Raw genomic sequence first — 25,881 nt, forward strand, 5'->3', positions numbered from 1 at the left:
TCCAAACTGGTGGAAACCGCACGCCGCGCCAGATACCCGATACCCAGCACGAAAACGAAGTACAACGCCAGCAACGCGAAATCCACCGCGTTGGCATCCAGCAGCTGACCCTGGGCCAGCACCTGGGTGCCGGCCCATCTCCCAGTGAACAAAGTGGTCCCTCTTTTCGCAGGAGCGTCGGCGTGGTACGCCGAGAACGCAGGACGCGAAGGTGTCCCCGGCCGGCTCGAGGTCGATCCGGTCAATATGTTGTCCGCTGCAACTTATCACCGGGAGATGTCGGTACCGCCGGGCGTAACCGCATCGCAATCTGCGCGTTTCCCAACCGGGGCAACGGTTTCCGCCGATCGGCTCAGCGGCTGGCCAGCACCTGCTCGAAGGCCAGCTCGGCGGCGCCGAGCAGCTTGCCGTCCGCGCCGAGCGAGGACGTGACCAGCTTGGTGCCGCCCATCGCGCGGCTGACCAGGCTGCGCTCGGTGACCAGCTTGCCGACGTGGTCGATCAGCGTGCGCGGCAGCGAGGTGAACAGATCCCCGAGCACCACCAGCTGCGGGCACAGCAGGTTGACCACATTGCACAGTCCGATGGCCAGCCACTCGCCGAACTCGCCGAGCCGCTGCAACACCTCGTCCGGTTGCTGCGCCAAGGCGTGCAGCTCGGCGACGACCACGCCGCGCGGCGAGTCCTCCGGCAGGCCCAGCGCCCGGCTCAGGGCCCGCTCCCCCACCTCGGTCTCCCAGCATCCCCTGCTGCCGCAATAGCATTCGTGCCCGTCCGGCCGCACCACCATGTGCCCGAGTTCGCCGACGTAGCCGCCGCTGCCGCGCAACGGCATCCCGCCGGAGATGACCCCGCCGCCGACGCCGACATCCGCCCCGACGAAGACCGCGTCGGTCGCGCCGCGCGCCGCCCCGCGGAGGTGTTCGGCGAGCGCGCTGAGCTCCGCGTCGTTGCCGACCTCCACCCGCCGGCCGTCCAGCGCCTGGGAAAGCCAGTCGCCGAGCGGCACTTCGGTCCAGTGCAGGTTCGGCGCCTCGCGCACCATCCCGTCCGCGCGGCGCACCACGCCGGGCGCCGAGGCGCCGACCGCCACGACGTCGACACCGGCCTCCTCGATGAGCACCGCGCTGTTGTCGACGATCTTGGTGAAGACCTCGCGCGGATTCCGGGTGGTCGGGCGCAGGCTCCAGCTGCACCGGTTGAGGATCTCGCCGCCGAGCCCGATCAGCGCCATCGCCACCTGCTCGACCCGGATGTCCACCGCCAGCGTCACCGCCGCGTGCGGCTGCGGCAGCACCAGCAGCGACGGCCGGCCCGCGCCGCTGCGCTGGGCGGGCACCCGCTCCACCACGAGCCCGTCCCCGACCAGCTCGTCGACCAGCGCCTTGATGGTGCTGCGGTTGAGCCCCATCTCGGTCGCCAGCGCGGCCCTGGTGCAGGGCCCACCGGTGTGCAGCCGACGCAGCAGCACCGCCCGATTGTGCTGGCGCACCTCGTCGGGCCGCGCTCCCGCGGTTGGTGTCGTGGTCAACTCGGCCGCTTCCTCCGCCTGCTTCGGGCTTCCCATCCGGGACAAGCTGTAGCACAGCGGACGCTTGCGCTGCGCACCATGCTCCCCGGCTCAGCCTTCATGCTGCGCCGTCGAACGCCGCCGGGACAACGCGTCCACGCCGGCGGCGGCCACCAGGACCAGGCCGGTGATGATGTTCACCGGCGCGGCGGCGAAGCCCAGCAGGTTCAGGCCGTTCTGGACGGTCGCGAGCACCGCGCCGCCGAGGACCGCGTCCTGCAGCCGGCCCTTCCCGCCGAACAGCGACGTACCGCCGATGACGGCCGCGCCGACCGCGAACAGCACCAGGTTGCCGTTGCCCGCGCTGCCGTCGACCGAGCCGACCTTCGAGGTGTAGACGATGGCGCCCAGCGCCGCGACCGAGGAGCAGATGATGAACGCGCTCATCCGGATCTTGGCGACGTTCACCCCGGCCCGGTGCGCGGCGTCCCGGTTGTTGCCGACGGCGCGCAGGTGCCGGCCGAAGCGGGTGCGGTCCAGCACGTACGTGCCCGCGATCAGCAGCACCAGGATGATCGGCACCACGTAGGGCACGCCGCGGATCGACGCCAGCTCCGGGTGCGGCGAGCGGTTGAGCGTCAGCAGGTACGTCGCGACGCCGCCGCAGCCGAGCACGGCGCCGACCTTGGCCACCACCAGCACGGTCGGCTGCGCGACGAGCCCGTGCCGGAGCCTGGTCAGGTGCCGGCGGGCCACCACGGCGGCGTATCCGGCGCCGGTCACCAGGAACAGCAGCCAGCTGCCCGCCACGCCGAGGCTGCCGTTGGCGACGGCGAACAGCTCCGGGCTCTGCCGGACCGAGATCGTGCCGCCCGGCCCGACCAGCTGGAGCACGACGCCGGACCAGGTGATGAACAGCCCCAGCGTCACGACGAACGACGGGATGCGGACCTTCGAGACCGCGAACCCGGTGACGCACCCGATCGCCGCGCCGACGCACACCGCCAGCAGCATCTCCAGCCACGGGTTCGCGCCGACCCCGGCGACCACGAGCGCCAGCGCCAGCGCGGAAAGCCCGGCACCGAGCCAGATCCGCAGCAGCAGCGCCAGCAGCGCCGCGGCCGCGAGCCCCAGCACGAAGGCGTAGAACACCGAGCCGCCCATCGCCCCGAGCAGGTTCCCGTCGTGCTGGAAGTGCAGTGCGAGCAACGACGCCGCCACACCGGAGGCCGTTCCGGCGGACAGGTCGATCTCGCCGATCAGCAGCACGTAGACGATGCCCATCGCGATGATCGCCTGCCCTGCGCCCTGGTGCAGCAGGTTGGCCAGGTTGTTGAGGGTCAGGAAGTCCTCGGACAGGGCGGCGAACAGCACCAGCAGCACGGCCAGCATCACCAGTGCGGGCAGCGCGCCGAGATCACCGCGGCGGATCTTGCCGACGTAGTCGCGCAGGGCCTCGCCGGTGGCGCGAGAGGTCGTGTCGATGCCGAAGTCGGCGATGCGCAGCGCCGGTTCGGCCGCGCCGGTCGGGCTGTTCGTCATTGGCGGCCTTTCACACTGCTGTCGGGCGGGCGATGCCGAGATCGCCGGAGCGGCCGGCGGTCATCAGCTCGACGACCTGGCCGTGGGTCAGGTCCCTGGCGGGCAGTTCGGCGGCCATGCGTCCCAGGTAGAGGGTGGCGATCCGGTCGGCGACCTCGAACACGTCGGACATGTTGTGGCTGATCAGCACCACGCCGAGGCCCTGGTCGGCCAGGCGGCGGATGAGGTCGAGGACCTGCCGGGTCTGCGCGACGCCGAGCGCCGCGGTGGGTTCGTCGAGGATCACCACCTTGCTGTTCCACAGCACGGCCTTGGCGATGGCGACGGTCTGCCGCTGACCGCCGGAGAGCGAGCCGACCCTCGCGCGCACGGAACCGACGGTGCGCACCGACAGGGAGCGGAGGGTGCGCCTCGCGGCCAGCTCCATCTCGGTGTCGTCGAGCAGCATCGCCGGGCCCCGCTCGCGGCCGAGGAACATGTTCTGCACGACATCGAGGTCGTCGCACAGCGCGAGGTCCTGGTAGACCACCTCGATACCCAGCGCGGCGGCGTCGCCGGGCCGCTGGATCGGCACGGGGCGGCCTTCGAAGAGCACCTCGCCGCCGTCGATGCGGTGCATGCCCGCGATGCATTTGACCAATGTGGACTTACCGGCGCCGTTGTCGCCGATCAGCGCGGTGACCTCGCCGGCGCGCACGGTGAAGTCCACCTCCCGCAGCGCGCGGACCGGGCCGAAGCTCTTGTTGACCCGGCGCAGCGCCAGGATCGGCTCGTGCACTCGCCCTCCCTCGAACTGGTTTCCTTCAAATGCGGCGTCAGCCGCATGCGGTGAGGGCCTCAGCTCGCACCGCCGCGGGTTCTCAGACGTCGTCTGGCGAGGACAGCCCCGACGCCGCGTATTGGTCATACATAAGTCGGGGCTCCCACAGTCCAGGCGGCGTCTGAGGTTCCGCCACCCGCACCGCCACGCAAGCCCATTGAAGAAGTCACCTCCATCAGGCGATGCCGAGCTGGCGGCAGGATTCCGCCAGCTCGCCGCCGCAGATCTCCTCGGCCCGGACGCCCGCCGGGCCGAGCACCGACTTGATGTTGTCGCGCGTGATCAGCTGCGGCGGCAGCAGGACCGACTTCACCTCGCGCCCGCCGACCGGATCGGGCGTTCGCTGGTGGGCCAGCGCGTCGGCGGCCGCGGTGTCGCCGCGGGCGAGCGCGGCCGCCAGCTCCGCCGTCACCGACGCCTCGTCGCGGATCGGTTTGAACACCGTGGACGACTGGTAGCCCTGCAGGATCGCGCGCAGGCCGTCGACGGTCATGTCCTGCCCGGTGACCGGGACCGCGCCCGCCAGGCCGTACTTCTGCAGCACGGTGATCACCGCCGAGGCCAGCCCGTCGTTGGCCGCGAGGACGCCGTCCACCCGCCCACCGTTGGCGGTCAGCAGCTGTTCGAAGACCCGGCCGCCGGCCTGGTTGTCCCAGCCGTCGACGAACCGGCTGCTCGCCAGCCTCAGCTCGCCCGCCGCGTAGCGGGGGCCGAGTTCCGCGGACTGGCCGTGGTGCACCAGCGTCGCGTTGTGGTCGGTCGTGGCGCCGCCGATCTCGATGACCTGGCCGCCGGGCTTGTCGCGCATCGCCGTCGCGAGCGCCCGGGCCTGCAGTTCGCCGACCTCCTCGTGGTCGAAGCTGACGTAGTAGTCGGCGCTGCCGCCGACGTTGAGCCGGTCGTAGTCGATCACCGGCACGCCGAGCCGTTCGGCCTTCTGCTCGACGGTGGCCCCGGCGTCGCCGCTGGGCGCGGCGATGATCAGCACCTGCACCCGCTGGCTGAGCATGCCGTCGGCGATCTGGGCGAACTTCTGCGCGTCGCCCTGCGCGTTCTGCACGATCGGCGTGAGGCCTTCCCGGCGCAGCGCCGCCTGCAGCATCGGCTGGTCGAAGTGCGCCCAACGCGCGGAGGTCGCGGTGTCCGGGAGGATCACGCCGACCCGCGGACCGCCGGTGCCCGGCGCGGCCGCGTCGGCGTCCGGCTCGGGCAGCCTGTTGTTCCCGCACGCCACCAGCAACAGCCCGATGCTGCAGGCCATCGCGATCAGCGCCGCGGGCGTTCTCGCCATCGAGAAGCCTTCCCCACTCCCGAACGGAATCGTGCAGAACCAAACGTTGCGACAAACAACTTATGACACAACACCACGAGCGGAGAAGTTGACCTGATCGATGCAGTACCGAGACTTGATCGATGGAGTACGCATTCCCGAGGCGGCATCCGATGGTATGTTGCCGCCTGCAACATATTCCTCGCGGCCCTTCACCGCCCAACGGGAGAGCGCACCCGCGCCCCGCGCAGGCCGCCGGCTTCGCAGTTCCACCCCGCACGGATGACCTCCGAACGCAGAGGAGAACGGCATGACCCGTTGGTTAGGCACGACCCGCTCGCGGCTCGCGCTGGCGCTCACCGCGGTGGCCTGCACCGCCGCGGTCACCCCCGCCGTGGCCGCGGCACCGCCCGCCTACCGCGACGCGACGCGCCCGGTCGCCGACCGGGTGGACGACCTGATGGCGCGAATGTCGTTGCAGGACAAGATAGGCCAGATGACGCAGGCCGAGCGGCTGGCCGCCGACCCGGGCGCCGCGGCGGCCGCCGGGATCGGCTCGATCCTCAGCGGCGGCGGATCCGCGCCGACGCCGAACACCGCGGAAGCCTGGGCGGACATGTACGACGCCTACCAGCGGGCGGCGATCGCCACCCCGCTGGGCATTCCGATCATCTACGGCGTCGACGCGGTGCACGGGCACAACAACGTGCACGGCGCGACGATCTTCCCGCACAACATCGGGCTCGGCGCCACCAACGACCCGGACCTGGTCGAGCGCATCGGCCGGGCGACCGCCGAGGAGGTCGCCGGCACCGGCATCGACTGGGACTTCGCGCCGTGCCTGTGCGTGGCGCGCAACGACCGCTGGGGACGCACCTACGAGTCATTCGGCGAGACCCCGGAGCGGCCCGCGGCGATGGCCTCCGCCGTGACCGGCCTGCAGGGGTCCACTCTGGACGGTCCGGCGTCCGTGCTGGCCACGGCGAAGCACTACGTCGGCGACGGCGGCACGACCGGCGGCGACGACCAGGGCAACACCGAGATCGACGAGGCCGAGCTGCGTGCGGTGCACCTGCCGCCGTTCCAGGCCGCGATCGAGCGCGGCGTCGGCTCGGTGATGATCTCCTACAGCAGCTGGAACGGCGTCAAGATGCACACCGGCGACTACCTGATCAACGACGTGCTCAAGGGCGAGCTGGGCTTCACCGGTTTCGTCGTGTCGGACTGGCAGGCCATCGACAAGATCGACGGCCAGGAGGGCTTCACCGCCGACGAGGTGCGCGATTCGGTCAACGCCGGACTGGACATGATCATGGTGCCGAACGAGTACCAGAAGTTCATGGACCTGCTGCGCGCCGAGGTCGAGGCCGGCCGGGTGCCGATGGAGCGCATCGACGACGCCAACCGCCGCATCCTGACCAAGAAGTTCGAGCTCGGCCTGTTCGAGCGGCCGTTCACCGACCGCAGCCTCACCGGAACCGTCGGCAGCGCGGAGCACCGGGAACTCGCCCGCGAGGCGGTCCGTGAATCGCAGGTGCTGCTGAAGAACGACGGGAACGTGCTGCCGCTGGCCAAGGACGGCGGCAAGATCTTCGTCGCGGGCAAGAACGCCGACGACATCGGCAACCAGAGCGGCGGCTGGACGATCAGCTGGCAGGGCGGCAGTGGCCCGATCACGCCGGGGACCACGATCCTGCAGGGAATCCGGCAGGCCGTCTCCTCCGGCACCGAGGTGGCCTACGACCGTGACGGCAACGGCATCGACGGCAGCTACCGGGCGGCGATCGCGGTGGTCGGCGAAACCCCCTACGCCGAAGGCGAAGGCGATCGCCCGGAGGGCATGGGCCTGGACGAGGAGGACCGGGCGACGCTGGCCCGGCTCCAGGAATCCGGGGTGCCGGTGATCGTGGTGACCGTGTCGGGCCGCCCGCTGGACGTCGCGGCGGACCTGCCGAACTGGGACGCGCTCCTGGCGGCCTGGCTGCCCGGCACCGAAGGCGCCGGCGTGGCCGACGTCCTCTTCGGCGACCACGCCCCGACCGGAACCCTGCCGATGACCTGGATGGCCGGCGCGGACCAGCAGCCGATCAACGACGGGGACGGCCAGCATCCCCTGTTCCCCTACGGCTACGGCCTGACCTACTGAGATGAAGCGGGCGCTTTCGGCTCTGTTGAGCCGAAAGCGCCCGTTCGTCGTGAGATCTCAGGCGGTCAGCCCGGATTGCGCGCCTAGGACACCCCCGGATACCCGTACAACGTATATTCCGGATCACCCGCTCGCGGGCAGGATCCGGCCCGCCACCTCGCCGAAGCCGATCCGGGAGCCGTTCGGGCCCGGGGCCGTCGCCGTGATGGTGACCTCGTCCCCGTCCTGGAGGAACGTGCGTTCCTCCGCGCCGACCTTGACGGGTTCCTTGCCGCCCCAGGTGAGTTCGATGAACGCGCCGCGCTGGTCCTTCTCCGGGCCCGAGATCGTGCCGGACGCGTACAGGTCGCCGGTGCGGCTGGTCGCCCCGTTGACCGTCAGGTGCGCCAGCATCTGGGCCGGGGACCAGTACATCTCCCTGTACGGCGGGCGGGAGACCTCGTGCCCGTTCCAGGACACCGCGAGGTCGATGTCCAGGCCCCACGGCTCGGTTTCCCGCAGGTACGGCAGGGGTTTCGGCTCCTGGTCCGGTACCGGGACGCGCGCGGCCTCCAGCGCGAGCAGCGGAACCACCCACGCCGAGATCGACGTGGCGAAGCTCTTGCCGAGGAACGGGCCCAGCGGCACGTACTCCCACGCCTGGATGTCGCGGGCCGACCAGTCGTTGACCAGCACGACGCCGAACACGCGGGTGGCGAAGTCTCCCGCGGGCACGGTGCTGCCCAGATCGGAGCCGGTGCCGACGATGAAGCCGAGCTCCGCCTCGATGTCCAGGCGGCGGCACGGGCCGAACGTCGGGGCGTCCTCGTCCGGCGCCTTGCGCTGGCCGCTGGGGCGGACGATGTCGGTGCCCGACACCACGACCGTTCCACTACGCCCGTGGTAGCCGACCGGCAGGTGCTTCCAGTTCGGCATCAGCGGTTCGGCGTTCGGCCGGAACAGCCGGCCGAGGTTGGCCGCGTGGTGCTCGGAGGCGTAGAAGTCGACGTAGTCGGCGACCTCGATCGGCAGGTGCGTGGTGACGTCGGCGACCGGGTGCACGGCCGCATCCGGCACGTCCCCCGACACCAGCTCGGTGATCTGCCGCCGCACCTGCACCCACCGCTCGTGGCCCTGCGCCATGAACGCGTTCAGGCTCGGCCGCGCGAAGACCTCGTCGCCCAGTGCCACCGCGAGGTCCACAACGGACTCCCCGACGCGGACGCCGACCCGCGGCTCGGTGCCGGCGGTGGAGAACACGCCGTAGGGCAGGTTGTCGAGCCCGAACGGCGAACCGGCGGGGATGTCGATCACGGTCACGAGGCGACTCCTTCTGCGCTGAGCACCGCCGCGGGCACCAGGCCCAGGTCCACCAGCTCGGTCAAGGGCTCGATGATGCTGCACGTGCCGAAGGACAGGAACCGCTCGCGGGCGGCCCCGACCCGCGCGTCGTCCAGGTTCGCGACGCGCTCGGCGACCTTGCGCGCATCGCGTTCGGCGAGGATCTCGGCGATCTCGGACTCATCGGCGAAGTCCACCGCCGCGTCGGTCGCCAGCAGCAGGTTCAGGTAGCCGTGCTGCTCGAAACCGGTTTCGGGATCGGTGTTGCGGATCGCGTGGTGCAACCCGGCGGTGGCCTTGAACGGCACCCGCGCGTCGACGACCGCCCGGATCGCGGCGGCCAGTTCCGCCTCGTCCGGGTACAGCTCGGCCTTCACCCCGCCGGTGCGGAACTTGGCCTGGTACCGGGCGGCGGCGCAGGCGGCGATGACCTCAGGGCGCCGCTGGTCGCGGGGCACCTCGACGAAGACGGCCACGTCCTCGGCCGCCACGCAGGCCCGGTCGAGCTCGGTGAAGAACTCTGCGGGAGCCTGCCCGGCGGGCACCGCGACCTCCAGGGCGCGCAACCGGACCGGCAACGATCCGGTTGCGTCGAACACGGCCCGGAGCTGCCCCGGCCCCGCGGGCGCGGTGACCGAGAGGTCGAGCCGGTCGCCGGATTCGAGCAGGTCGGCGAGCTCCGCCAGCGCCGGTGCCGCGAGCACCAGCGGCCCGACGAGCTCGGCGTACGGCGCGTCGGTGTGCCGGGCGTGCGCGGCGACGGCGTCCGGCAGCGGCGCCAGTCCGGGCGGGAACACCGCGGCGTCATCGCACAGCGATTTCGCGAAATCCGGGATGGTCACTGCTTCGGCCCCCGTCCCGCCCAGGTCCAGGCGTAGCCGGGATCTTCGGCCGCGCGGCCGCCCTCGCCGAGCTCCAGCGGGCGGAACGTGTCGACCATGACCGCGAGCTCGTCGAAGAACTCCACCCCGATGCTGCGCTCGTAGGCCCCCGGCTGCGGGCCGTGCGAGTGCCCGCCCGGGTGCAGGGAGATCGAGCCCTGCCCGATCCCGGAGCCCTTGCGCGCCTCGTAGTCCCCGCCGCAGTAGAACATCACCTCGTCGGAGTCCACATTGGAGTGGTAGTACGGCACCGGGATGGACAGCGGGTGGTAGTCCACCTTGCGCGGCACGAAGTTGCACACCACGAAGTTGTCGCCCTCGAAGACCTGGTGCACCGGCGGCGGCTGGTGCACGCGGCCGGTGATCGGCTCGAAGTCGGACACGTTGAAGGTGTACGGGTACAGGCAGCCGTCCCAGCCGACCACGTCGAACGGGTGCTCCGGGTAGACGAACCGGGTGCCGACGATGCCGGTGCTGCCGCGGTGCTTGACCAGCACCTCGACGTCGGTGCCGTCGGCCAGGACCGGCTCGGTGGGGCCGTGCAGGTCGCGTTCGCAGTACGGCGAGTGCTCCAGCAGCTGGCCGAACTTCGACAGGTACCGGCGCGGCGGCGTGATGTGCGAGTTGGCCTCGATGCAGTACGCGCGCACCGGCTCGTCGCCCTGCGGCAGCCAGCGGTGCGTGGTCGCCCGCGGCAGGATCACGTAGTCGCCCGGCCGGAACGGCAGCGCGCCGAACACCGTCTCGACGACGCCCTCGCCGGACTCGATGTACACGCATTCGTCGCCGATCCCGTTGCGGTACAGCGGAGAAGCCTCGCCCGCGACGACGTAGGAGATGCGCACGTCGGCGTTGCCCAGGACCAGCCGGCGGCCGGTCACCACGTCGTGGCGCTTCCACTCCTGGCCGCCGAAGAGCTCGTGCAGCTTCAGGTGCCGCGGCCGCAGCGGGTGGTTCGGCTCGGTGCCCAGGTCGGGCAGTTCCCACACCGTCGAATCGACCAGCGCGGACGGGAGGTTGCGGTGGTAGAGCAGCGACGAGTCGCTGGAGAAGCCCTCCTCCCCCATCAGCTCCTCGTAGTACAGGCCGCCGTCGGGCCTGCGGTGCTGGGTGTGCCGCTTCGGCGGCACCTCACCGACCTGCCGGTAGTACGCCATCGCCCTCGCCTCCTTGCAACGGCCCAGGAACCCTTCGGCCCCGGCGCATTTAATCAATGTATTTACTACTTGCCGCGCGGCGCAACAGCCGAAGGGATCAGTTCCGGCCGCGGATGTCGAACTGGTCGCGGTTGGTGATGAGCTTGTCCAGCAGCATGATCAGGACGCGCTGCTCGGCCTCGGTGAGCACGCTCGCCCACTCGTGTTCCCGCTCGTTCTGCGCCCGGAACACCTCGACCATCTCCCGCTGCCCGTCCTCGGTCAGCGACAGCAGCACGGAGCGGCCGTCGCGCTCGCCCGGCGCCCGGTCCAGCAGCCCGTCCGCGACCAGCGTCTTCGTCAGGTTCGACACCGCGGCCCGGCTCATCCCGGTCAGCTCGGCGGCCTTCTTGGCCTCCAGCGGCCCGGCCAGCCAGGTGACGAACAGCAGCCGGAAGCCCGACCAGGACCGGCCGCGCGGCCGGTGCACCGCCGCCTCCAGGTCGTAGGTGACGATGTTGGACGCCCGGTTGAGCGTCAGCAGCACCTCGGTGGCCAGCTGGTGCCGGAATCCGTACTCGGTGGCCAGCCGGTGGTTCGCCAGCTCGACGAAGGACCAGAAATCCAGCTCGCCCGCGGCCATCGCATCCTCCGTCGCCAAACTGATCAATGCATGAACTATCTCAGCTCGGCCCGCGAACCACCACCCGGCTGAGCCGGTTCTCAGCCTGCGGGCCGCTCTCAGCGTTATCTCAGCGACCTTCAGCCACGCTTGCCCCAGGACCCGACAGGAGGAGTCTCATGAAACGGAAGAACGTGGCTTATGCGGCGACCGCCGGTGCCGCGGTGGGCGTGCTCGGCCTGACCGCGCTCGCGCTGCCCGCCGGCGCCGGCGCCGCCCCGGCGTTACCCCCGGTGGCGCCGGAGCAGCTGGTGGAGTCGGTGATGCGGGCGAACCCGCCGGCGCTGACCGGCACCGTCGAGGTGGACAACGCGCTCGGCCTGCCCGCGATCCCGGGCGCGGGCCAGGCCTCCGAGCTCCTTTCCGACGGCACCAGCAAGTTCCAGGTGTGGGCCGACGGCCAGGGCCGCCACCGCGTCTCGGTGCCCTCGCACAACGGTGAGATGACCGTCGTCGACGACGGCTCGACGGTGTGGAAGTGGGATTCGGCCGAGCAGAAGGTGGTCCGCTCGGCGGGACACGCGCCGGAATCCGCCGAGCACCAGGGCCCGGCCGATCCCGCCGCGGCGGCCCGCCAGATCATCGACAAGCTCCGGCAGACCAGCGACGTGAAGGTGGACGGCACGGCCAGCGTCGCCGGCCGCGACGCCTACGAGCTGGTGCTCACGCCGAAGCCAACCGAGCGCACCCTGCTGCGCGAGGTGCGGGTCGCGGTGGACGCGGAGAAGCGCATCCCGCTGGAGCTCTCGGTGCTCACCAACGGTTCGAACGACCCGGCGTTCCAGGTCGGCTTCAGCGACATCGACCTCAGCGCCCCGGACCCGGCCCTGTTCCGGTTCACCCCGCCCGCCGGCGCGGAGGTGACGGACGGCAAGGCCGAACACGCGCCGCAGCAGCGCCCGGAGCACCCGCAGGGCGAGCACGAGGTCGTCGGCGACGGCTGGGACCTGGTCGTGGTGGCCCAGCTGCCGCAGCAGCAGGAGAAGCAGCAGGGCGGCCAGGACCTGCGCCAGGTCGCCGAGCAGGTCGGCAAGCCGGTCAGCGGGCCGTGGGGCAACGGCTGGATCATCGGCACGGCGGCGGGCAACGCCCTGCTCACCTCCGACGGCCGCGTCGCGGCCGGTGCGGTGCCGGAGCAGGTGCTCACCGCCGCACTCGGCGGGGCGTGATGGCGAACGCAGTCGAAGCGGTGGGGGCGGCGACGGCCGCCCCCACCGCGGGCGATCTCGCGGCGCGCACCGCCGGCCTGCGCAAGACCTACGGCCGGACCGTCGCGGTGGCGGGCGTCGACCTCGCGGTCCCGCGCGGCGGGGTGGTCGGCGTGCTCGGCCCCAACGGTTCGGGCAAGACCACCACGATCCGGATGCTGCTGGGCCTCACCGCCCCCACCTCCGGCACGGTCGAGCTGCTGGGCAACCGGTTGCCGGAGCACAGCGGCCGGGTGCTGCCGCGGGTCGGCGCGCTGGTCGAAGGCCCGGGCTTCCACCCGTTCCTGTCCGGCCGGGAGAACCTGCTGCGCTGCGCGGCGATGGAACCGGCGCTGCGCGGCCCGGAGATCCGCGGAGTGGTCGAGCAGGCGCTGGAACGCGTCGGCTTGGGCGCGGCCGCGGGCCGCCGGTACCGGGGCTACTCGCTGGGCATGAAGCAGCGGCTGGGCCTGGCGGCGGCGTTGCTGGTGCCGCGCGAGCTGGTCGTGCTCGACGAGCCGACCAACGGCCTGGACCCAGCGGGCACCCGCGAGATCCGCCGGATCATCGCGGAGCTGCACGCGGCGGGCACGACGGTGCTGGTGTCCTCGCACCTGCTCGCCGAGATCGAGGCGACCTGCACGCACGTCGCGGTGCTGCACCGCGGTTCGCTGGTCGCGCAGGGCGAACTCGCCGCCATGCTGGAGGCCGGCGCGCCGCACCTCGTGGTGTCCACATCGGACGCTTCCGGTGCGGTGGCGACGCTGACCGGCAAGGGCGTGCAGGCCCGGGAGGAGGCCGGGGCGGTCCGCGCCGATCTGTCCGATGTGGACTCCGCGGAGGCCGTCGCGATGCTCGTCCACGCCGGTGTTCCGGTGCACGAAGCGCGGCTGGCCCGGACCGGCCTGGAGGACCTTTTCGCCCGGCTGACCGAGGAGGAGCTGTGACAGCGATCGACGCAACCGCGACGGCGGGGCGGACGTCCGCGCCGTTGGGGCGCGTCCTGCTGGCCGAGCTGCGGTGGGTGCTGCGCAGGCCGCGCAACCTGCTCGCGCTCGTCCTGCTGGCGGGCCTCCCGGTGCTCCTCGGCACCGCGATCGCCGTCACCGGCGGTCCGGGCGGCCGCGGCGGCGGTTCCCTCCTGGCCGCAGTGGCCGGAAACGGGTTGGTGCTGCCGGTCGCGGCCCTGGTGCTCGCGCAGACACTGCTGCTGCCGCTGGTCGTGGCGATGGTCGCGGCCGACGCGCTGGCCGGCGAGTCGGCGCACGGCACGCTGCGCGGTCTGCTGCTCGCGCCCGTGGGGCGGGTGCGGCTGGTCGGCGTCAAGGCCGCCGGCGTGCTGGTGATGGCGGTGCTCGCGGTGGCCGTCATCGCCGTCAGCGGCGTCCTCACCGGGCTGGTCATCGTCGGCGGCGACGGCATGGTCACCCTGTCCGGGACCACGTTGCCGATCGGCTCGGCGCTGGGCCGGGTGGCGCTGGCCGCCGGGTGGTCCGCGGTGCAGATGGCCGCGGTCGGAGCAGTCGCGCTGGCGATCTCGTCGCTCACCGAGCACCCGCTGGTGGTCATGGCCGCCACCATGGGCGGCCTGATCGTGTTCGGCGTGCTCGGCACGATCCCGGCCCTGGACTGGCTGCAACCGCTGCTGATCACCACCGACTGGTCGGCGGTGATGGACGTGCTGCGCGACCCGATCAGCGGCGACACGCTGGTCACCGGCCTGCTCCGCGCGGGTTGCTACCTGCTCATCGGCCTTTCGGCGGCCATCGCGCGCGTGGTCACCAAGGACGCCTGACGGTGCGGGGGCGGCGACGCCTCCGCACCCCGGCATCAGCGCAGCAGCATCGCGTACAGCTCCAGCCACGCGGCCCGCAGCAGCAGGCGCGTCGTTCCGCCTCGGTCCCAGCCGATCGTCGTCCGGTCGCTTCGAACTGATCTCTGCTGCCGGTGGTGGCGCAATTCGAACCCTTCGATCCCGCCGGACCGGCCGCCCGCGGCGCCCGCTCCGAATCCCCGACGCCTGGCAAGACTCCGTTGTCCCGCCAGGCCGCACCTCGTCCGGGGCGCTGCCCCGTCCAGAACGTGCGTCGGACACATTGCTCGTTACTCGCCAGTTGCGCAAGGAAAATTTCACCGCGCGCCGCCGGGGCGGGCCGGTAGGTTCGAGTCCGTCGTCCGCCTCCGGAGGGGTGCCATGGAGTTCCGCCATCTCGGCCGCAGCGGCCTGGTCATCAGCGAGATCGCCTACGGCAACTGGATCACCCACGGGTCCCAGGTCGCCGAGGACGCCGCGACGGCGTGCATCCGCGCCGCGCTGGACGCAGGCATCACCACCTTCGACACCGCCGACGTCTACGCCGAGGGCCGCGCCGAGGCCGTCCTGGGCCGCGCGCTGCGGGGCGAGCGGCGCGAGGGGCTGGAGATCTTCACCAAGGTCTACTTCCCCACCGGGCCGGGCCGCAACGACCGGGGGCTCAGCCGCAAGCACATCATGGAGTCCATCGACGCCTCGCTGCGCCGCCTGCAGACCGACCACGTCGACCTCTACCAGGCGCACCGCTACGACCCGGAAACCCCGCTGGAGGAGACCATCGAGGCCCTCGCCGACGTGGTCCTGGCCGGCAAGGCGCACTACATCGGCGTTTCGGAATGGACCGCCGAGCAGATCCGCGCCGGTCACGCGCTGGCCCGCGAGCTGCACGTGCCGCTGGTGTCCAACCAGCCGCAGTACTCGGCGCTGTGGCGGGTGATCGAGGACGAGGTGGTGCCGGCCTCGGCGGAGCTGGGCATCGGCCAGATCGTCTGGTCGCCCATCGCGCAGGGCGTGCTCACCGGCAAGTACCTGCCCGGGTCCGCGCCGCCGGCGGGTTCCCGCGCCACCGACTCCAACGGCGGCGCGAACTTCGTCGCCCGCTTCCTCCGGGACGACGTGCTGGAGCGCGTGCAGAAGCTCGAGCCGCTGGCCGCCGAGGCGGGCCTGTCGCCGGCGCAGCTGGCGGTGGCCTGGGTGCTGCAGAACCCGAACGTCTCGGCGGCCATCATCGGCGCCTCCCGGCCCGAGCAGATCGCCGAGAACGTCGCGGCGTCCGGCGTCCGGCTCGAAGCCAGGCTGCTGCGGCGAATGGAGGAAATCCTCGCCCCGGTCGCGGAGCGCAACCCGGCGAAGACCGCCGAGAACGCCCCGAAGGCCCGGAAGTGAGCTAGTGGCTGAGCTTCTCCCACAGCGGCGATGAACCTTGGCGCGGCGCCGGCACGAACGGCGCGTCCGCCAGCGTCGCGTGGCGGCGCCTCGCCCGGGAGACCGCGCCCGCGACCAGCCCGACCGCGCAGGCGCAGACGAGCACGCCGAGCCCGACCGCGGCCGCCTGGTCGAAGGTCAGGTCGCCGCGCACTCCGATGGCGAACGTGTCGTAGAAACCCCAGCACACAGCCGTTGTCGCGGCGGCGGCCGGCACGGTGGTGACCGCCGATACGACCGCGACCAGGATCGCCAACCCGATCGCCGCGGCCGCGGGACGCGCCGCATCCCCGACGGGGATGCACGCCGCGGTCACGACGAACCCGCTGGCGAACCCGAGCGGATATCCGAAACCCCCTGGCAAGACCTGCGAATGCGGATGCCTCATGCCCCCATTAGACACCCCGGGGCTCGCGGCACCCCGACGTCGCGGCCGGATTGACATCCCGCGTACGCCATTCTGACGAATCCCGGACGACGGCACCCGGCCGAATCCGGCCTTGCCTTCGCCGGGTTCGGCGTTGCAAGCTCGACTGAGCGATCGATCAGTTGCCGAGCGGCCACCCGCCCAGCCAGCCCCCGCGAAGAGGGAGTGTGCAGCCGGATGAACGAGCACGACCCGCGGTACGACGCGATCATCATCGGCGCCGGTTTCGCCGGCATGTACATGCTCAAGACGTTGCGCGACAAGGGATTCCGCGCGCACGTCTACGAGCGCGGCACGGACGTCGGCGGAACCTGGTACTGGAACCGGTATCCGGGCGCCCGCTGCGACATCGAAAGCCTCTACTACTGCTACTCCTTCTCCGAGGAGCTGCAGCAGGAATGGCAGTGGACCGAGCGATACCCGTCGCAGCCGGAGATCCTGCGCTACGCCCGGCACGTGGCCGACCGCTTCGACCTGCGGCGCGACATCTCCTTCGAGACCAACGTCCGGGCCGCCGCCTTCGACGAGCAGACCGGCCGGTGGACCGTGCGAACCGACGACGCCGAGATCACCGCGCGGTTCCTGATCACCGCGGTCGGCTGCCTGTCGGCCACCCAGACCCCCGACTTCCCCGGCATCGGCACGTTCCGCGGCGAGTCGTACCACACCGGCCGCTGGCCGCACGAGGAAGTGGACTTCACCGGCAAGCGGGTCGGGGTGATCGGCACCGGCTCGTCGGCGATCCAGGCGATCCCGGTCATCGCCGGGCAGGCCGCGCAGGTCACCGTGTTCCAGCGGACCGCGCAGTTCAGCATCCCGGCCCAGAACCACCCGTTGAGCCCGGCGGAACAGCGCCGCGTGAAGGCCGACTACGCGAGGCTGCGCGCCGAGGCGCGGATGACGCAGAGCGGGATCCTCGCCGAGCGGTTGCAGCGCAACGCCACCGAGGTGCCCGCCGCCGAGTTCAAGGCCGAACTCGACCGGCGCTGGGGCATCGGCGGAACCACGTTCACCGCGACGTATCCCGACACCCTGCGCGACCCGGCGGCCAACGAGCTCTCGGCGGACTACGTGCGGGACAAGATCCGGGAGATCGTCGACGATCCCGCTACCGCCGAGCTGCTCTGCCCGCACGACCACCCCATCGGCACCAAGCGGATCTGCGTCGACACGGACTACTACGCCACCTACAACCGCGACAACGTGTCCCTGGTCGACATCCGGCGCACGCCGATCTCGGCGATCACGCCCGGCGGGCTGCGGGTCGGCGACCGGGACTTCGAGTTCGACGTCATCGTGTTCGCCACCGGTTACGACGCGATGACCGGGCCGCTGAACCGCATCGACATCCGGGGTCCCGGCGGCCTGCGCCTGCGGGAGAAGTGGGCCGAAGGGCCGCGGACCTACCTGGGGCTGGCCAGCGCGGGCTTCCCGAACCTGTTCACCATCACCGGGCCCGGCAGCCCTTCGGTGCTCAGCAACATGATCGTGTCCATCGAGCAGCACGTGGAGTGGATCGGCGAGCACCTGGAGCACTTGCGCGACAACGGGTTCACGCGCAGCGAGGCCGCCGCCGACGCCGAGCGGACCTGGGGCGAGCACGTGAACGCGGTCGCCGCCGAAACCCTCTACCCGCGCGCGGCGTCCTGGTACATGGGGGCGAACGTGCCGGGCAAGCCGAGGGTCTTCATGCCCTACATCGGCGGCGTCGGCACCTACCGGGAGCACTGCCGGGAGGTCGCCGCCGGCGGCTACCGCGGCTTCCACCTCACCGCGTGAGGGGCTAGGCCGGTCCGGAGTGGACGATCAGCACCAGGGCCGGTTCCGGGCCGGTGCGGCGGTGGCGGTGCCCGGTGTGGCCGGGGTAGGCGATGCTGTCGCGCGGGCCGAGCGCGTGCAGGGTCGGCTTCTCCGGCTCCTCCAGGAGTTCCACCTCCAGCGAGCCCGAGACCACGTAGACGAATTCGCGGCGGGCGTGGCTGAAGTACTCCTCGAACTCCTCGGTGCTGACCACCATCTCGGTCACGTCGGCGCCCTGCTCGAAGTGGTCGAGCAGCCGTACCGAGTCCACCACCTGCCCGGCGCCGCGCTCCAACCGGACGCCGCCCGCCGAGGGGGCGGCCTCCGCCAGCAGCGCCTGCTGCGTCGTGCGCAGCGATTCGGCGATCAGGAACAGCGAGCGCATCGACGGCCGCGCCCGCCCGCGCTCGACCTGGCTCAGGAACGGGTGCGAGAGCCCGGTGTCCGCGGCGACCTGGACCAGGGTGCGCCCGAGCTCCTTGCGGCGGGACCGGATCGCCGCGCCGAGGCGGATGTCCGCGTCCTGCACACCGCGCCGCCTGTCCCCCACCGCTGCCCCTTCCCCGGGTCGCCGCCGTCCCACCCGATGTTACCGCCGTCAACATTCCGCGCGGCCACCGGAGTTGCCCGGCCCCGTGGTCGGTGCTGCACTGGCCGCGCGGAGACGTTGCCGGGGGGCGAGGGGCGATGACCGAGGCCGAACCAGTTTTCGACAACCTGCGGGCGCTGTTCATCAACTGCACGCTCAAGCGCTCGCCGGAACGCAGCAACACCGAAGGCCTGCTGGAGCTCAGCGCGGGCATCATGCGCCGCCACGGCGTCGAGGTCGACAACATCCGGGCGATCGACCACGACATCGCCGTCGGCGTCTGGCCGGACATGACCGAGCACGGCTGGGCCACCGACGAATGGCCGCAGCTCTACCAGCGCGTGCTGGCCGCCAACATCCTGGTGCTGGCCGGGCCGATCTGGCTCGGCGACAACAGTTCCGTGATGAAGCACGTGATCGAACGGCTCTACGGCTGCTCGTCGCTGCTCAACGACGCCGGCCAGTACGCGTACTACGGCCGCACCGGCGGCTGCCTGATCACCGGCAACGAGGACGGCGTCAAGCACTGCGCGATGGACGTCCTCTACAGCCTCCAGCACCTCGGCTACACCATCCCGCCGCAGGCCGACGCGGGCTGGATCGGCTCGATCGGCCCCGGACCGTCCTATTTGGACCCCGACTCCGGCGGGCCGGGCAACGACTTCACCAACCGCAACACCACGTTCATGACCTACAACCTCATGCACGTGGCGGCGATGCTCGACCGGGCGGGCGGATTCCCCGCCTACGGCAACCAGCGCACGGAGTGGGACGCGGGCTGCCGGCCCCACTTCGAGAACCCCGAACACCGCTGACCTCCGCCGTTCGGGCACTGGTCACCGGCGCCGCCGCGACCCTACGCTGGGCGTGCCGACCAGTGAGAGGTGCGCATGACCGACCAGACCACGCCCGCGGTGTTCGAGCGGGTGCTGCCGTTGTTGTCGCCCGCGCCCGAACACCCGGACTTCGACGGCGGATACCTGGACCTGCTCGGCGGGCAGGCGGCGGAACCGTCCGGCCCGATCCAGTCGTTCTGGGAGTCCGGCGCGGGATCCGCCTGCTACGACCACCTGCAGTCGTTCACCCGCCGGGTGCTGCCGATGTGGTATCGGCTGCCCACCCAGGCGCGCCCGCCGTCCGGCGGGCTGGTGCTCGACGTCGGCTGCGGGCCGGGCAACGTCACTTCGCAGCTGGGCCGCGCCGTCGGGCCCGCCGGGCTCGCGATCGGCGTCGACGTCTCCCGCCCGATGCTCGCGCGGGCCGCCCGCACCGAAACCGCCGACAACGTCGGTTTCCTCCGCGCCGACGCGCGCGAGCTGCCGTTCCCCGACGGCACGTTCGACCTGGTCACCAGCCTCGCGGCGCTGCAGCTGATCCCCGAGCCGCACGAGGTACTCGGCGGCATGGCGCGGGTGCTCGCGCCCGGCGGCTGGCTCGCGGTCATGGTGCCGACGCCGCGCGGCGGCCTGCTGCACCAGGCGGCGAAGCTGACCGGCGGCCGGTCCGGCCTGAAGTTCTTCGACGCCGAGCAGGTCGCGGAATCGCTGCGGGCCGCCGGGATGGACGTCGTGCACACCCACCGCACCGGACCGGTGCTGTGGATCAGCGCGCGGCGGGCCGCCTGACTTCCACAGTGGACTACTCGGAGCGGACCCGCGGCCGGGCCTGGGTCAGGTAGTCGTCGATCGCGTCGCGGTTCGCGGTCAGCGACTCGATCCGCCGCTGGATGTTCGCCCGCTCCCGCTCCAGGTTCGCGAGCATCTCCGGGGCGACGATGCGCATGTGGATGGCGCCGGGCTTGTCCAGGCAGGGCAGGATGTCGCGGATGATCCGGGTCGGGATCCCGGATTCCAGCAGGCCGCGGATCTTCAGCACCCGGTCCACCGAGCCCTCGCCGTAGGCGCGGTGCCCGAGCTCGTCCCGGGCCGGCCGGATGAGGTCCTGCTCCTCGTAGTAGCGCAACAGCCGCACCGACACCCCGGTCCGCTCCGCCAGCTCACCGATCCGCATGCGGCCATTATCCCCGGCATCCGGTGTGCGCCACGTCACCGGCGGATCGCTTGCCCTCACACTTGTGTGAGGTCTTCAGGGTGGGGCCATGACTTCGGACGTGGAGGCCCGCGCGGCGGGTTCGAGCGCGAAACTGCCGATCGGCGCCCTGTCGGCGTTCGCCACCGTGGTGCTCATCGGCTGCCTGACCGAGACGCTGCCCGCCGGGGTGCTGCTCCCGATCAGCGCCGATCTGCGGGTCTCGGAGTCGCAGGCCGGACAGCTGGTGTCGGTGTACGCGATCAGCACGGCGGCCACCTCGGTGCCGCTGACGGCGCTGACCCGGCGGCTGCCGCGCCGCGCGCTGCTGCTCGGCCTGATCCTCGGGTTCGCCGTGGTCAACGGCGTCACCGCGATTTCGCCGTGGTACCCGTTGACGCTGGTGGCGCGGGTGCTGGCGGGCGCGGTCTCCGGGGTGATGTGGGCGATGATCGCCGGCTACGCGATGCGGATCGTGCCGGCGGAACGCGCCGGCCGGGCGCTGGCGATCGCGATGGTGGGCACGCCGATCGGGTTCGCCATCGGGGTCCCGGCCGGGACGGTGCTCGGGGAGCTGATCGGGTGGCGGTACGCCTTCGGCGCCATGGCGGTCATCACCGCGGCGCTGGTCGGCTGGGTGCTCTGGCAGGTCCCGCCGCTGCCCGGACAACCGGCGCAGCAGCGCGCGAACCCCCTGGAAGTCCTTGCCACCCGCGGTTTCCCGGCCGTGCTGGCCACCACGTTCGCGCTGGTCCTCGGGCACAACGTCCTCTACACCTACATCGGCCCGGTGCTCGCCGCCGCCGGGCGGGTGGAGCTGCTCAGCGCCGTCCTGCTCGTCTTCGGCGTCGCTTCGGTGCTGGGCATCTGGATCGTCGGCGCGCTGATCGACCGCCGCCTGCGCCTGCTGATCCTCTCCGCGGCGTTGTTGATCGGCATCGCGGTGGCGCTGATCGGAATGGCCGCGGCACTGCCGGTGGTGCTGTTCGCCTCGGTCGCGTTGTGGGGCTTGGCTTTCGGCGGCGCGCCGACGATGTTCCCGGCCGCCGCGGCCAGGGTCGCGGGGCGGGACGCCGACGTGGCCCAGTCGCTGACCATCACCGTCTGGAACGTCGCCATCGCGGCGGGCGCCTACCTGGGCGGAGCGGCGCTCGACCTGGCGGGCGACGCCACCCCGCTGCCGTGGATCGCGGCGGCTCTCGCCCTGCTGTCCCTGCTGATCTACTCGGTGCTCACGGCTGATCGGCCGCCGCGTAGTGCGCGATGAGCCGCTGCAGCAAGGCACGGGCCTCGGCGCCCTCCAGCGCAGCGGACAGCAGGCCGTCGAAGACGCGGTGGAACCGCGCCAGGTCGTCGGGGTCGGCGATGGTCATCTCCGTGTTGACCGTCTCCACCAGCACGAGGCCGTCGATGATGACGAAGCCGTGCAGCGGAACGACGGTCAGCTGCGCGTCCAGCGGCACGATCGCCAGCCGCGTCGTGGACATGCCCGCCAGGGCCAGCAATCGGTCGAGCTGGCCGACCATCACCTGCGGTGGGGCGATGGGATGCCGCAGCGCGGCTTCGGAGCAGAGGACCTCCACGGACGTGCGCGGGTTGAACAGGACGCTCTGGCGGGCCATCCGCTGCTCGACCGACTCGGCGATGTCCCGCGAGCTCTGGTGCAGGTCCGCGACGACCTCGAAGACGTGCCGGGCGTACTCGGCGGTCTGCACCAGGCCGGGAACCAGCGCGATCTCGAACAGCCGGATGCGTTCGGCACCGTCCTCCAGCTGCCGGCCGTACTCCTGCCGGGCGCGATTCCCGGTGCGCAGCTGGCGCTTCCAGCTCGCCGCCTCGATGCGGATCTCGCGCAGCTCCTGCCGCAGCTCGGCCGCCGCATCGTCGGCAGCACCGGTCAGCCGGCAGTAGGCGACCACGTCCGCGTCGGAGACGGACTGCTTCGCCGTCTCCACCCGCGAGACCTTGGACGGCGTCCACCCGGCTAGTTCGGCGAGCTGTTTCCCGGACAGCCCGGCCGCCAGGCGCAGCCGACGCAATGCGTCGCCGAACGCCAGGCGGCGTGTGTCGAAATCCGTCACCGGCTCCTCTGGGGCAGGTCGTGCAGGTAAACCATCAATGGAATCGCATGATCGCATGCGATCTCCCGCCAGGCCCGGTAGCGGTCCACCTCCCGCGGGCTGGCGATGATCTCGGTGCCAGCGAATCGCTGGTCCTCGTAGTGCATCAACGCGACCCTGGTCTCGTCGAAGAGCCAGAAGTCGCTGGTCGGCAGGCCCAGCTCGGCCGCTTCGGCCTGGGTCAGCACCCGGATGTCCTCGCCGGCGGCGATGTTGGCCGGGCCGACGTCGAGCTGCCAGCGCTGGTACTCGGTGGGCGGTTCCCCGAAGACGCGCACCCGGGAGACGAGCCGGCCCGCGCGGGTCGCCGCCGCGACCTGGTCCAGCCAGGGCCGCAGCCAGCGCAGGTCGTCCGGCTCGCCCGCCCGCCAGCGGCGCCAGGGTTCGGCTTCGTCGGGCTGGCGGTAGGTGCCCTGGCATTCCCACCGCCACGCCCGGCGCTCGAACGAGCGCAGGAGTTCGTCGAACTCCGCGCCGGGTAACACCCAGGAACTCACGGTGCCGCCTTCGGCACGAAGTCGAGCAACGCGGCCGGGACCTCCACCGCGGTCTCGTGGTCGGGGAGCCCGCGCTCGCGGAGCGCGGCGAGTGCTTCGGGGTCGGTGACCTTGTAGCCCTGGACGACGTAGGTTCCCTGGTCGGTGCTGTACAGCGTGGGGCAGGTACCGGCGTGCGACGTCGTTCCCTGGAAGGTCAACTTCACGTGCTCCTCCTCGTCGAGAAGATTCATGCATCGTCTGTGCAATACAAGCATTCGGTCAAGCGTCGGCCCGCCGCGCAACTCAAACAGCCGAACCGGGTGATGCACCGACGTGATCAACTGGGCCGTTCGGGTTGGAATTCCGGGGAATTGCTTGAATTGCTTGAAATGCGCGCGGCCGGTTCCCCATACTTCGATCATCGACGGGCCACGGGGAGATCGACTGGCGGGCGAGCTCTCCCCGGACCTCCAGAAGTCCCCGGCCCGGTGCTGAACCCCGACTCGCACCGGGCCGGCCTGGAACCATCCACAATGGACCGCCGTGACCTGCTGCAGCGCCGCGCGGTCACGGCGGAAACCACCTTGATGGCTCGGCGCCGAAGGGGTGAATCCGGGCCGTCGAACGACTTCCGGGCGAGTGACAAACCCAGCCGCGGGCCCGAAACTGGCTCCGGTTCGCGAGGACCACCGAACCGGAAGGGGGCGTTCGATGGATCGCGGCTCGCCACACCCGACGTTCGGGATCGAAGAGGAGTTCCTGGTCCTGGATCCCGGCACCGGCCGACCGACGCCGCGAGCCGCCGACGTCCTCCGCGAGGTACCGGCGACCGGAAGCGATGCCACCAGCGACTTCACGGCGGAGTTCGCCCGCTTCCAGCTGGAGGCCAACACTCCCGTGTGCCGCACCGCGGCCGAGGCGCACGACCACCTGATCTCGGCCCGGCGCAGCCTCGTCGCCGCGGCGGGCCGGCGCAACCTCCGAATGGTCTCCACCGGCTACTCCCCGCTCGGCATGCCCGATCCCGTCCCGATCACCGACAAACCCCGGTACCGGCGCATCGGCGACCGGTTCGGGCTGCTGCTGGACTCGCACGCCACCACCGGTTGCCACGTCCACGTCGGCATGCCCGACCTGGCCACCAGCCTGGCCGTGTCCAACCACCTGCGCCCGCACCTGCCCGCGCTGCTCGCGCTCACCGCGAACTCCCCGTTCTGCGACGGCCGGGACACCGGGCACGCCAGCTGGCGAACGATCGTCTGGTCCCGGCTGCCATCGGCCGGACCACCGCCGGTGCACCGCGACCCGGCGTCCTACCAGCGCGCCGTCGACCTGCTGCTGGCCAGCGGCGCCGCGCTCGACCGCGCCATGGTCTACTGGCTCGTCCGGCCGGCGCCACATCTGTCCACATTGGAGATCCGGGTGGCGGACGCGGCCGGCACGGCGGACGAAGCTCTGCTGCTGGCGCTCCTGGTGCGCGCGCTGGCCACGGTGGCACTGCAGGACGTCGCCGAGGACCGCCCCGCGCCGGAGTTACCCGACGAGCGGCTCCGCCTCGCGCTGTGGCGCGCCGCGCACGACGGCCTGGAGGGCCAGGGGCTCGACGGCACCGGGGAACTCGTGCCCGCGCGCTCGCTGCTGGACGAGCTGGTCAAGACGGCCCTGCCCGCGCTGGACGCCAGCGGCGACACGCAGGTGGTGACCGGCGCCCTCGACCGGCTCCTGCGACGCGGCAGCGGGGCCCACCGCCAGCGCTTGGCGCACGCGCGCCGGCAGGACATCGCCGACGTCATCGACCTGCTCGCCGAGCAAACCGGCACCGCCCCACCCACCTGATGGAACGTCCACATTGGATTTTCGGATTAACCGTGCTGTTGAGCAGATCTCACCGAGTTGATCTACATTTCGCCCCGCCGCCTTGCTAGGCTCGGCCCCCGAAGCGCCACCCGACAAAGGGAGGTCCAGCGATGGCCGCAGCTCCGCAGCGGATCGTGGACGCCGTTCTCTTCGACACCTTCGGCACCGTGGTCGACTGGCGGTCCGGCGTGACCGACGCCGTGGAGGCGATCGCGTTCCGGTGCGGCGTCGAGGTCGACGCCGCCGAGTTCGCGCTCCAGTGGCGGGCGCGCTACCAGCCTTCGATGGCGCCCATCCGCAACGGCACCAGGGAGTTCGTCAACCTCGACGAGCTGCACCGGGAGAACCTGATCGCGACGGCGGAGGAGATGGGCCTGCCCGTCGACCGGATCGAGCCGGCCGACCTGGAGTGGCTCAACCGGGCCTGGCACCGGCTCGACGGCTGGCCCGACAGCGTGCCCGGGCTGACCGAGCTCAAGCGGCACTTCATCATCGGCCCGCTGTCCAACGGGCACCTCGCGCTGCTGACCAACATGGCCAAGCACGCCGGGCTGCCCTGGGACGTCATCATCGGCTCCGACGTGATCCGCGCCTACAAGCCGGACCCGAACGCCTACCTCGGCGCGGCCCGGCTGCTCGACCTGCCGCCGAACCGGGTCATGCTGTGCGCGGCGCACAACTCGGACCTGGCGGCGGCCCGCAGCGTCGGGTTCCGGACGGCGTTCGTGGCGCGGCCGCAGGAGTACGGACCCACCCAGCAGACGGACCTGCACGCCACCGACACCTGGGACGTCATCGCCCGCGACATCCGGGACCTGGCGACGCAACTGCGCGACCACGCGACCTGAC

At 71.5% G+C, this 25,881-nt stretch carries 26 protein-coding genes; 11 read left to right on the forward strand and 15 right to left on the reverse strand.

Going from position 1 to position 25,881, the window contains the following annotated elements:
- Window positions 1–352 precede the first annotated feature (352 nt).
- The 4 genes from AB0H93_RS00005 to AB0H93_RS00020 all read right to left on the reverse strand — a co-directional run bounded on the left by AB0H93_RS00005 (window position 353) and on the right by AB0H93_RS00020 (window position 5,163).
- Complete coding sequence (locus tag AB0H93_RS00005) at window positions 353–1,567, reverse strand: ROK family protein (RefSeq protein WP_358564859.1); 1,215 nt, start codon at window positions 1,565–1,567, stop codon at window positions 353–355.
- A gap of 54 nt (window positions 1,568–1,621) precedes the next feature.
- Entirely contained in the window at window positions 1,622–3,052 is a 1,431-nt protein-coding gene (locus AB0H93_RS00010) for an ABC transporter permease (RefSeq protein WP_358564862.1), read from the reverse strand.
- 10 nt (window positions 3,053–3,062) lie between these two features.
- A complete protein-coding gene (locus tag AB0H93_RS00015; protein WP_358564865.1) occupies window positions 3,063–3,830 on the reverse strand; it encodes an ATP-binding cassette domain-containing protein in 768 nt (255 codons plus the stop codon).
- A gap of 217 nt (window positions 3,831–4,047) precedes the next feature.
- A complete protein-coding gene (locus tag AB0H93_RS00020) occupies window positions 4,048–5,163 on the reverse strand; it encodes a substrate-binding domain-containing protein (protein WP_358564867.1) in 1,116 nt (371 codons plus the stop codon).
- 289 nt (window positions 5,164–5,452) lie between these two features.
- On the opposite strand from AB0H93_RS00020, the gene AB0H93_RS00025 reads away from it, so the two are divergent.
- A complete protein-coding gene (locus AB0H93_RS00025; protein ID WP_358564870.1) occupies window positions 5,453–7,288 on the forward strand; it encodes a glycoside hydrolase family 3 protein in 1,836 nt (611 codons plus the stop codon).
- A gap of 123 nt (window positions 7,289–7,411) precedes the next feature.
- On the opposite strand, the gene fahA is transcribed toward AB0H93_RS00025, so the two are convergent.
- The 4 genes from fahA to AB0H93_RS00045 all read right to left on the reverse strand — a co-directional run bounded on the left by fahA (window position 7,412) and on the right by AB0H93_RS00045 (window position 11,268).
- The gene (gene fahA, locus AB0H93_RS00030) at window positions 7,412–8,587 is read right to left on the reverse strand and encodes a fumarylacetoacetase (protein WP_358564873.1); all 1,176 of its coding nucleotides are present in this window, start codon (window positions 8,585–8,587) and stop codon (window positions 7,412–7,414) included.
- Window positions 8,584–9,450, reverse strand: a complete 867-nt coding sequence (locus AB0H93_RS00035; RefSeq protein ID WP_358564876.1) for a hypothetical protein — start codon at window positions 9,448–9,450, stop codon at window positions 8,584–8,586. Before AB0H93_RS00035 ends, fahA begins: the two co-directional genes overlap by 4 nt.
- A complete protein-coding gene (locus tag AB0H93_RS00040) occupies window positions 9,447–10,646 on the reverse strand; it encodes a cupin domain-containing protein (protein WP_358564878.1) in 1,200 nt (399 codons plus the stop codon). Before AB0H93_RS00040 ends, AB0H93_RS00035 begins: the two co-directional genes overlap by 4 nt.
- Window positions 10,647–10,743: 97 nt before the next feature.
- Entirely contained in the window at window positions 10,744–11,268 is a 525-nt protein-coding gene (locus tag AB0H93_RS00045) for a MarR family transcriptional regulator (protein WP_358564881.1), read from the reverse strand.
- 158 nt (window positions 11,269–11,426) lie between these two features.
- Between AB0H93_RS00045 and AB0H93_RS00050 the strand changes: the two genes are divergently transcribed.
- The 3 genes from AB0H93_RS00050 to AB0H93_RS00060 are packed head-to-tail and all read left to right on the forward strand — an operon-like array spanning window position 11,427 to window position 14,289.
- A complete protein-coding gene (locus tag AB0H93_RS00050) occupies window positions 11,427–12,476 on the forward strand; it encodes an outer membrane lipoprotein carrier protein LolA (RefSeq protein WP_358564884.1) in 1,050 nt (349 codons plus the stop codon).
- Window positions 12,476–13,441, forward strand: coding sequence for an ABC transporter ATP-binding protein (locus tag AB0H93_RS00055; protein ID WP_358564886.1), 966 nt, complete (start codon window positions 12,476–12,478; stop codon window positions 13,439–13,441). The genes AB0H93_RS00050 and AB0H93_RS00055 overlap by 1 nt, the downstream gene beginning before the upstream one ends.
- Window positions 13,438–14,289, forward strand: a complete 852-nt coding sequence (locus tag AB0H93_RS00060; protein WP_358564889.1) for an ABC transporter permease subunit — start codon at window positions 13,438–13,440, stop codon at window positions 14,287–14,289. The genes AB0H93_RS00055 and AB0H93_RS00060 overlap by 4 nt, the downstream gene beginning before the upstream one ends.
- Before the next feature lie 35 nt (window positions 14,290–14,324).
- On the opposite strand, the gene AB0H93_RS00065 is transcribed toward AB0H93_RS00060, so the two are convergent.
- The gene (locus AB0H93_RS00065; RefSeq protein WP_358564892.1) at window positions 14,325–14,453 is read right to left on the reverse strand and encodes a hypothetical protein; all 129 of its coding nucleotides are present in this window, start codon (window positions 14,451–14,453) and stop codon (window positions 14,325–14,327) included.
- Window positions 14,454–14,688: 235 nt separating this feature from the next.
- Here AB0H93_RS00065 and AB0H93_RS00070 point away from each other — a divergent pair, with 235 nt between their 5' ends.
- On the forward strand, window positions 14,689–15,693 hold the full coding sequence (locus tag AB0H93_RS00070) for an aldo/keto reductase family protein (RefSeq protein WP_358564895.1): 1,005 nt from the start codon (window positions 14,689–14,691) through the stop codon (window positions 15,691–15,693).
- Window position 15,694: 1 nt separating this feature from the next.
- Here the strand turns inward: AB0H93_RS00070 and AB0H93_RS00075 are convergent, their stop codons facing one another.
- Window positions 15,695–16,120, reverse strand: a complete 426-nt coding sequence (locus tag AB0H93_RS00075) for a hypothetical protein (protein ID WP_358564898.1) — start codon at window positions 16,118–16,120, stop codon at window positions 15,695–15,697.
- Between the two features lie 216 nt (window positions 16,121–16,336).
- Here AB0H93_RS00075 and AB0H93_RS00080 point away from each other — a divergent pair, with 216 nt between their 5' ends.
- Entirely contained in the window at window positions 16,337–17,938 is a 1,602-nt protein-coding gene (locus AB0H93_RS00080; protein ID WP_358564901.1) for an NAD(P)/FAD-dependent oxidoreductase, read from the forward strand.
- Window positions 17,939–17,942: 4 nt separating this feature from the next.
- Here AB0H93_RS00080 and AB0H93_RS00085 read toward each other — a convergent pair whose 3' ends face one another.
- Window positions 17,943–18,509 (reverse strand): helix-turn-helix domain-containing protein, encoded by a 567-nt coding sequence (locus AB0H93_RS00085; RefSeq protein WP_132493742.1) that lies wholly within the window; start codon window positions 18,507–18,509, stop codon window positions 17,943–17,945.
- A gap of 137 nt (window positions 18,510–18,646) precedes the next feature.
- Here AB0H93_RS00085 and AB0H93_RS00090 point away from each other — a divergent pair, with 137 nt between their 5' ends.
- Both AB0H93_RS00090 and AB0H93_RS00095 read left to right on the forward strand, forming a co-directional pair.
- A complete protein-coding gene (locus AB0H93_RS00090; RefSeq protein WP_358564904.1) occupies window positions 18,647–19,363 on the forward strand; it encodes a flavodoxin family protein in 717 nt (238 codons plus the stop codon).
- A gap of 75 nt (window positions 19,364–19,438) precedes the next feature.
- On the forward strand, window positions 19,439–20,173 hold the full coding sequence (locus tag AB0H93_RS00095; RefSeq protein WP_358564907.1) for a methyltransferase domain-containing protein: 735 nt from the start codon (window positions 19,439–19,441) through the stop codon (window positions 20,171–20,173).
- A 13-nt stretch (window positions 20,174–20,186) separates the two neighbouring features.
- Here the strand turns inward: AB0H93_RS00095 and AB0H93_RS00100 are convergent, their stop codons facing one another.
- Window positions 20,187–20,558 carry a MerR family transcriptional regulator gene (locus AB0H93_RS00100; RefSeq protein ID WP_358564910.1) on the reverse strand — a complete coding sequence of 124 codons (372 nt, stop codon included), beginning with the start codon at window positions 20,556–20,558 and terminating at the stop codon, window positions 20,187–20,189.
- Window positions 20,559–20,646: 88 nt separating this feature from the next.
- On the opposite strand from AB0H93_RS00100, the gene AB0H93_RS00105 reads away from it, so the two are divergent.
- Window positions 20,647–21,843, forward strand: a complete 1,197-nt coding sequence (locus tag AB0H93_RS00105; RefSeq protein WP_358564913.1) for an MFS transporter — start codon at window positions 20,647–20,649, stop codon at window positions 21,841–21,843.
- On the opposite strand, the gene AB0H93_RS00110 is transcribed toward AB0H93_RS00105, so the two are convergent.
- From AB0H93_RS00110 to AB0H93_RS00120, 3 genes are read right to left on the reverse strand one after another with little or no spacing between them, the layout of a single operon-like run.
- A complete protein-coding gene (locus AB0H93_RS00110; RefSeq protein WP_358564916.1) occupies window positions 21,809–22,657 on the reverse strand; it encodes a helix-turn-helix transcriptional regulator in 849 nt (282 codons plus the stop codon). The genes AB0H93_RS00105 and AB0H93_RS00110 overlap by 35 nt on opposite strands.
- Window positions 22,654–23,193, reverse strand: coding sequence for a DUF6879 family protein (locus AB0H93_RS00115; protein WP_358564919.1), 540 nt, complete (start codon window positions 23,191–23,193; stop codon window positions 22,654–22,656). Before AB0H93_RS00115 ends, AB0H93_RS00110 begins: the two co-directional genes overlap by 4 nt.
- Window positions 23,190–23,426, reverse strand: coding sequence for a hypothetical protein (locus tag AB0H93_RS00120; RefSeq protein WP_093269954.1), 237 nt, complete (start codon window positions 23,424–23,426; stop codon window positions 23,190–23,192). The genes AB0H93_RS00115 and AB0H93_RS00120 overlap by 4 nt, the downstream gene beginning before the upstream one ends.
- Window positions 23,427–23,886: 460 nt before the next feature.
- On the opposite strand from AB0H93_RS00120, the gene AB0H93_RS00125 reads away from it, so the two are divergent.
- The gene (locus AB0H93_RS00125) at window positions 23,887–25,011 is read left to right on the forward strand and encodes a glutamate--cysteine ligase (protein ID WP_358564922.1); all 1,125 of its coding nucleotides are present in this window, start codon (window positions 23,887–23,889) and stop codon (window positions 25,009–25,011) included.
- A 131-nt stretch (window positions 25,012–25,142) separates the two neighbouring features.
- On the forward strand, window positions 25,143–25,880 hold the full coding sequence (locus AB0H93_RS00130) for a haloacid dehalogenase type II (protein WP_358564925.1): 738 nt from the start codon (window positions 25,143–25,145) through the stop codon (window positions 25,878–25,880).
- Window position 25,881 lies beyond the last annotated feature (1 nt).

This window comes from Saccharopolyspora sp. NPDC050642 (genome assembly GCF_040654735.1).
Classification (GTDB): domain Bacteria; phylum Actinomycetota; class Actinomycetes; order Mycobacteriales; family Pseudonocardiaceae; genus Saccharopolyspora; species Saccharopolyspora elongata.

Coding starts and splice junctions, on each gene's coding strand:
- AB0H93_RS00005 (WP_358564859.1), bottom strand. CDS start 1,567: ATGGGAAGCCCGAAGCAGGCGGAGGAAGCGGCCGAGTTGACCACGACA.
- AB0H93_RS00010 (WP_358564862.1), bottom strand. CDS start 3,052: ATGACGAACAGCCCGACCGGCGCGGCCGAACCGGCGCTGCGCATCGCC.
- AB0H93_RS00020 (WP_358564867.1), bottom strand. CDS start 5,163: ATGGCGAGAACGCCCGCGGCGCTGATCGCGATGGCCTGCAGCATCGGG.
- AB0H93_RS00025 (WP_358564870.1), top strand. CDS start 5,453: ATGACCCGTTGGTTAGGCACGACCCGCTCGCGGCTCGCGCTGGCGCTC.
- AB0H93_RS00040 (WP_358564878.1), bottom strand. CDS start 10,646: ATGGCGTACTACCGGCAGGTCGGTGAGGTGCCGCCGAAGCGGCACACC.
- AB0H93_RS00045 (WP_358564881.1), bottom strand. CDS start 11,268: ATGGCCGCGGGCGAGCTGGATTTCTGGTCCTTCGTCGAGCTGGCGAAC.
- AB0H93_RS00050 (WP_358564884.1), top strand. CDS start 11,427: ATGAAACGGAAGAACGTGGCTTATGCGGCGACCGCCGGTGCCGCGGTG.
- AB0H93_RS00055 (WP_358564886.1), top strand. CDS start 12,476: ATGGCGAACGCAGTCGAAGCGGTGGGGGCGGCGACGGCCGCCCCCACC.
- AB0H93_RS00070 (WP_358564895.1), top strand. CDS start 14,689: ATGGAGTTCCGCCATCTCGGCCGCAGCGGCCTGGTCATCAGCGAGATC.
- AB0H93_RS00075 (WP_358564898.1), bottom strand. CDS start 16,120: ATGAGGCATCCGCATTCGCAGGTCTTGCCAGGGGGTTTCGGATATCCG.
- AB0H93_RS00080 (WP_358564901.1), top strand. CDS start 16,337: ATGAACGAGCACGACCCGCGGTACGACGCGATCATCATCGGCGCCGGT.
- AB0H93_RS00090 (WP_358564904.1), top strand. CDS start 18,647: ATGACCGAGGCCGAACCAGTTTTCGACAACCTGCGGGCGCTGTTCATC.
- AB0H93_RS00095 (WP_358564907.1), top strand. CDS start 19,439: ATGACCGACCAGACCACGCCCGCGGTGTTCGAGCGGGTGCTGCCGTTG.
- AB0H93_RS00100 (WP_358564910.1), bottom strand. CDS start 20,558: ATGCGGATCGGTGAGCTGGCGGAGCGGACCGGGGTGTCGGTGCGGCTG.
- AB0H93_RS00105 (WP_358564913.1), top strand. CDS start 20,647: ATGACTTCGGACGTGGAGGCCCGCGCGGCGGGTTCGAGCGCGAAACTG.
- AB0H93_RS00120 (WP_093269954.1), bottom strand. CDS start 23,426: ATGAATCTTCTCGACGAGGAGGAGCACGTGAAGTTGACCTTCCAGGGA.
- AB0H93_RS00125 (WP_358564922.1), top strand. CDS start 23,887: ATGGATCGCGGCTCGCCACACCCGACGTTCGGGATCGAAGAGGAGTTC.
- AB0H93_RS00130 (WP_358564925.1), top strand. CDS start 25,143: ATGGCCGCAGCTCCGCAGCGGATCGTGGACGCCGTTCTCTTCGACACC.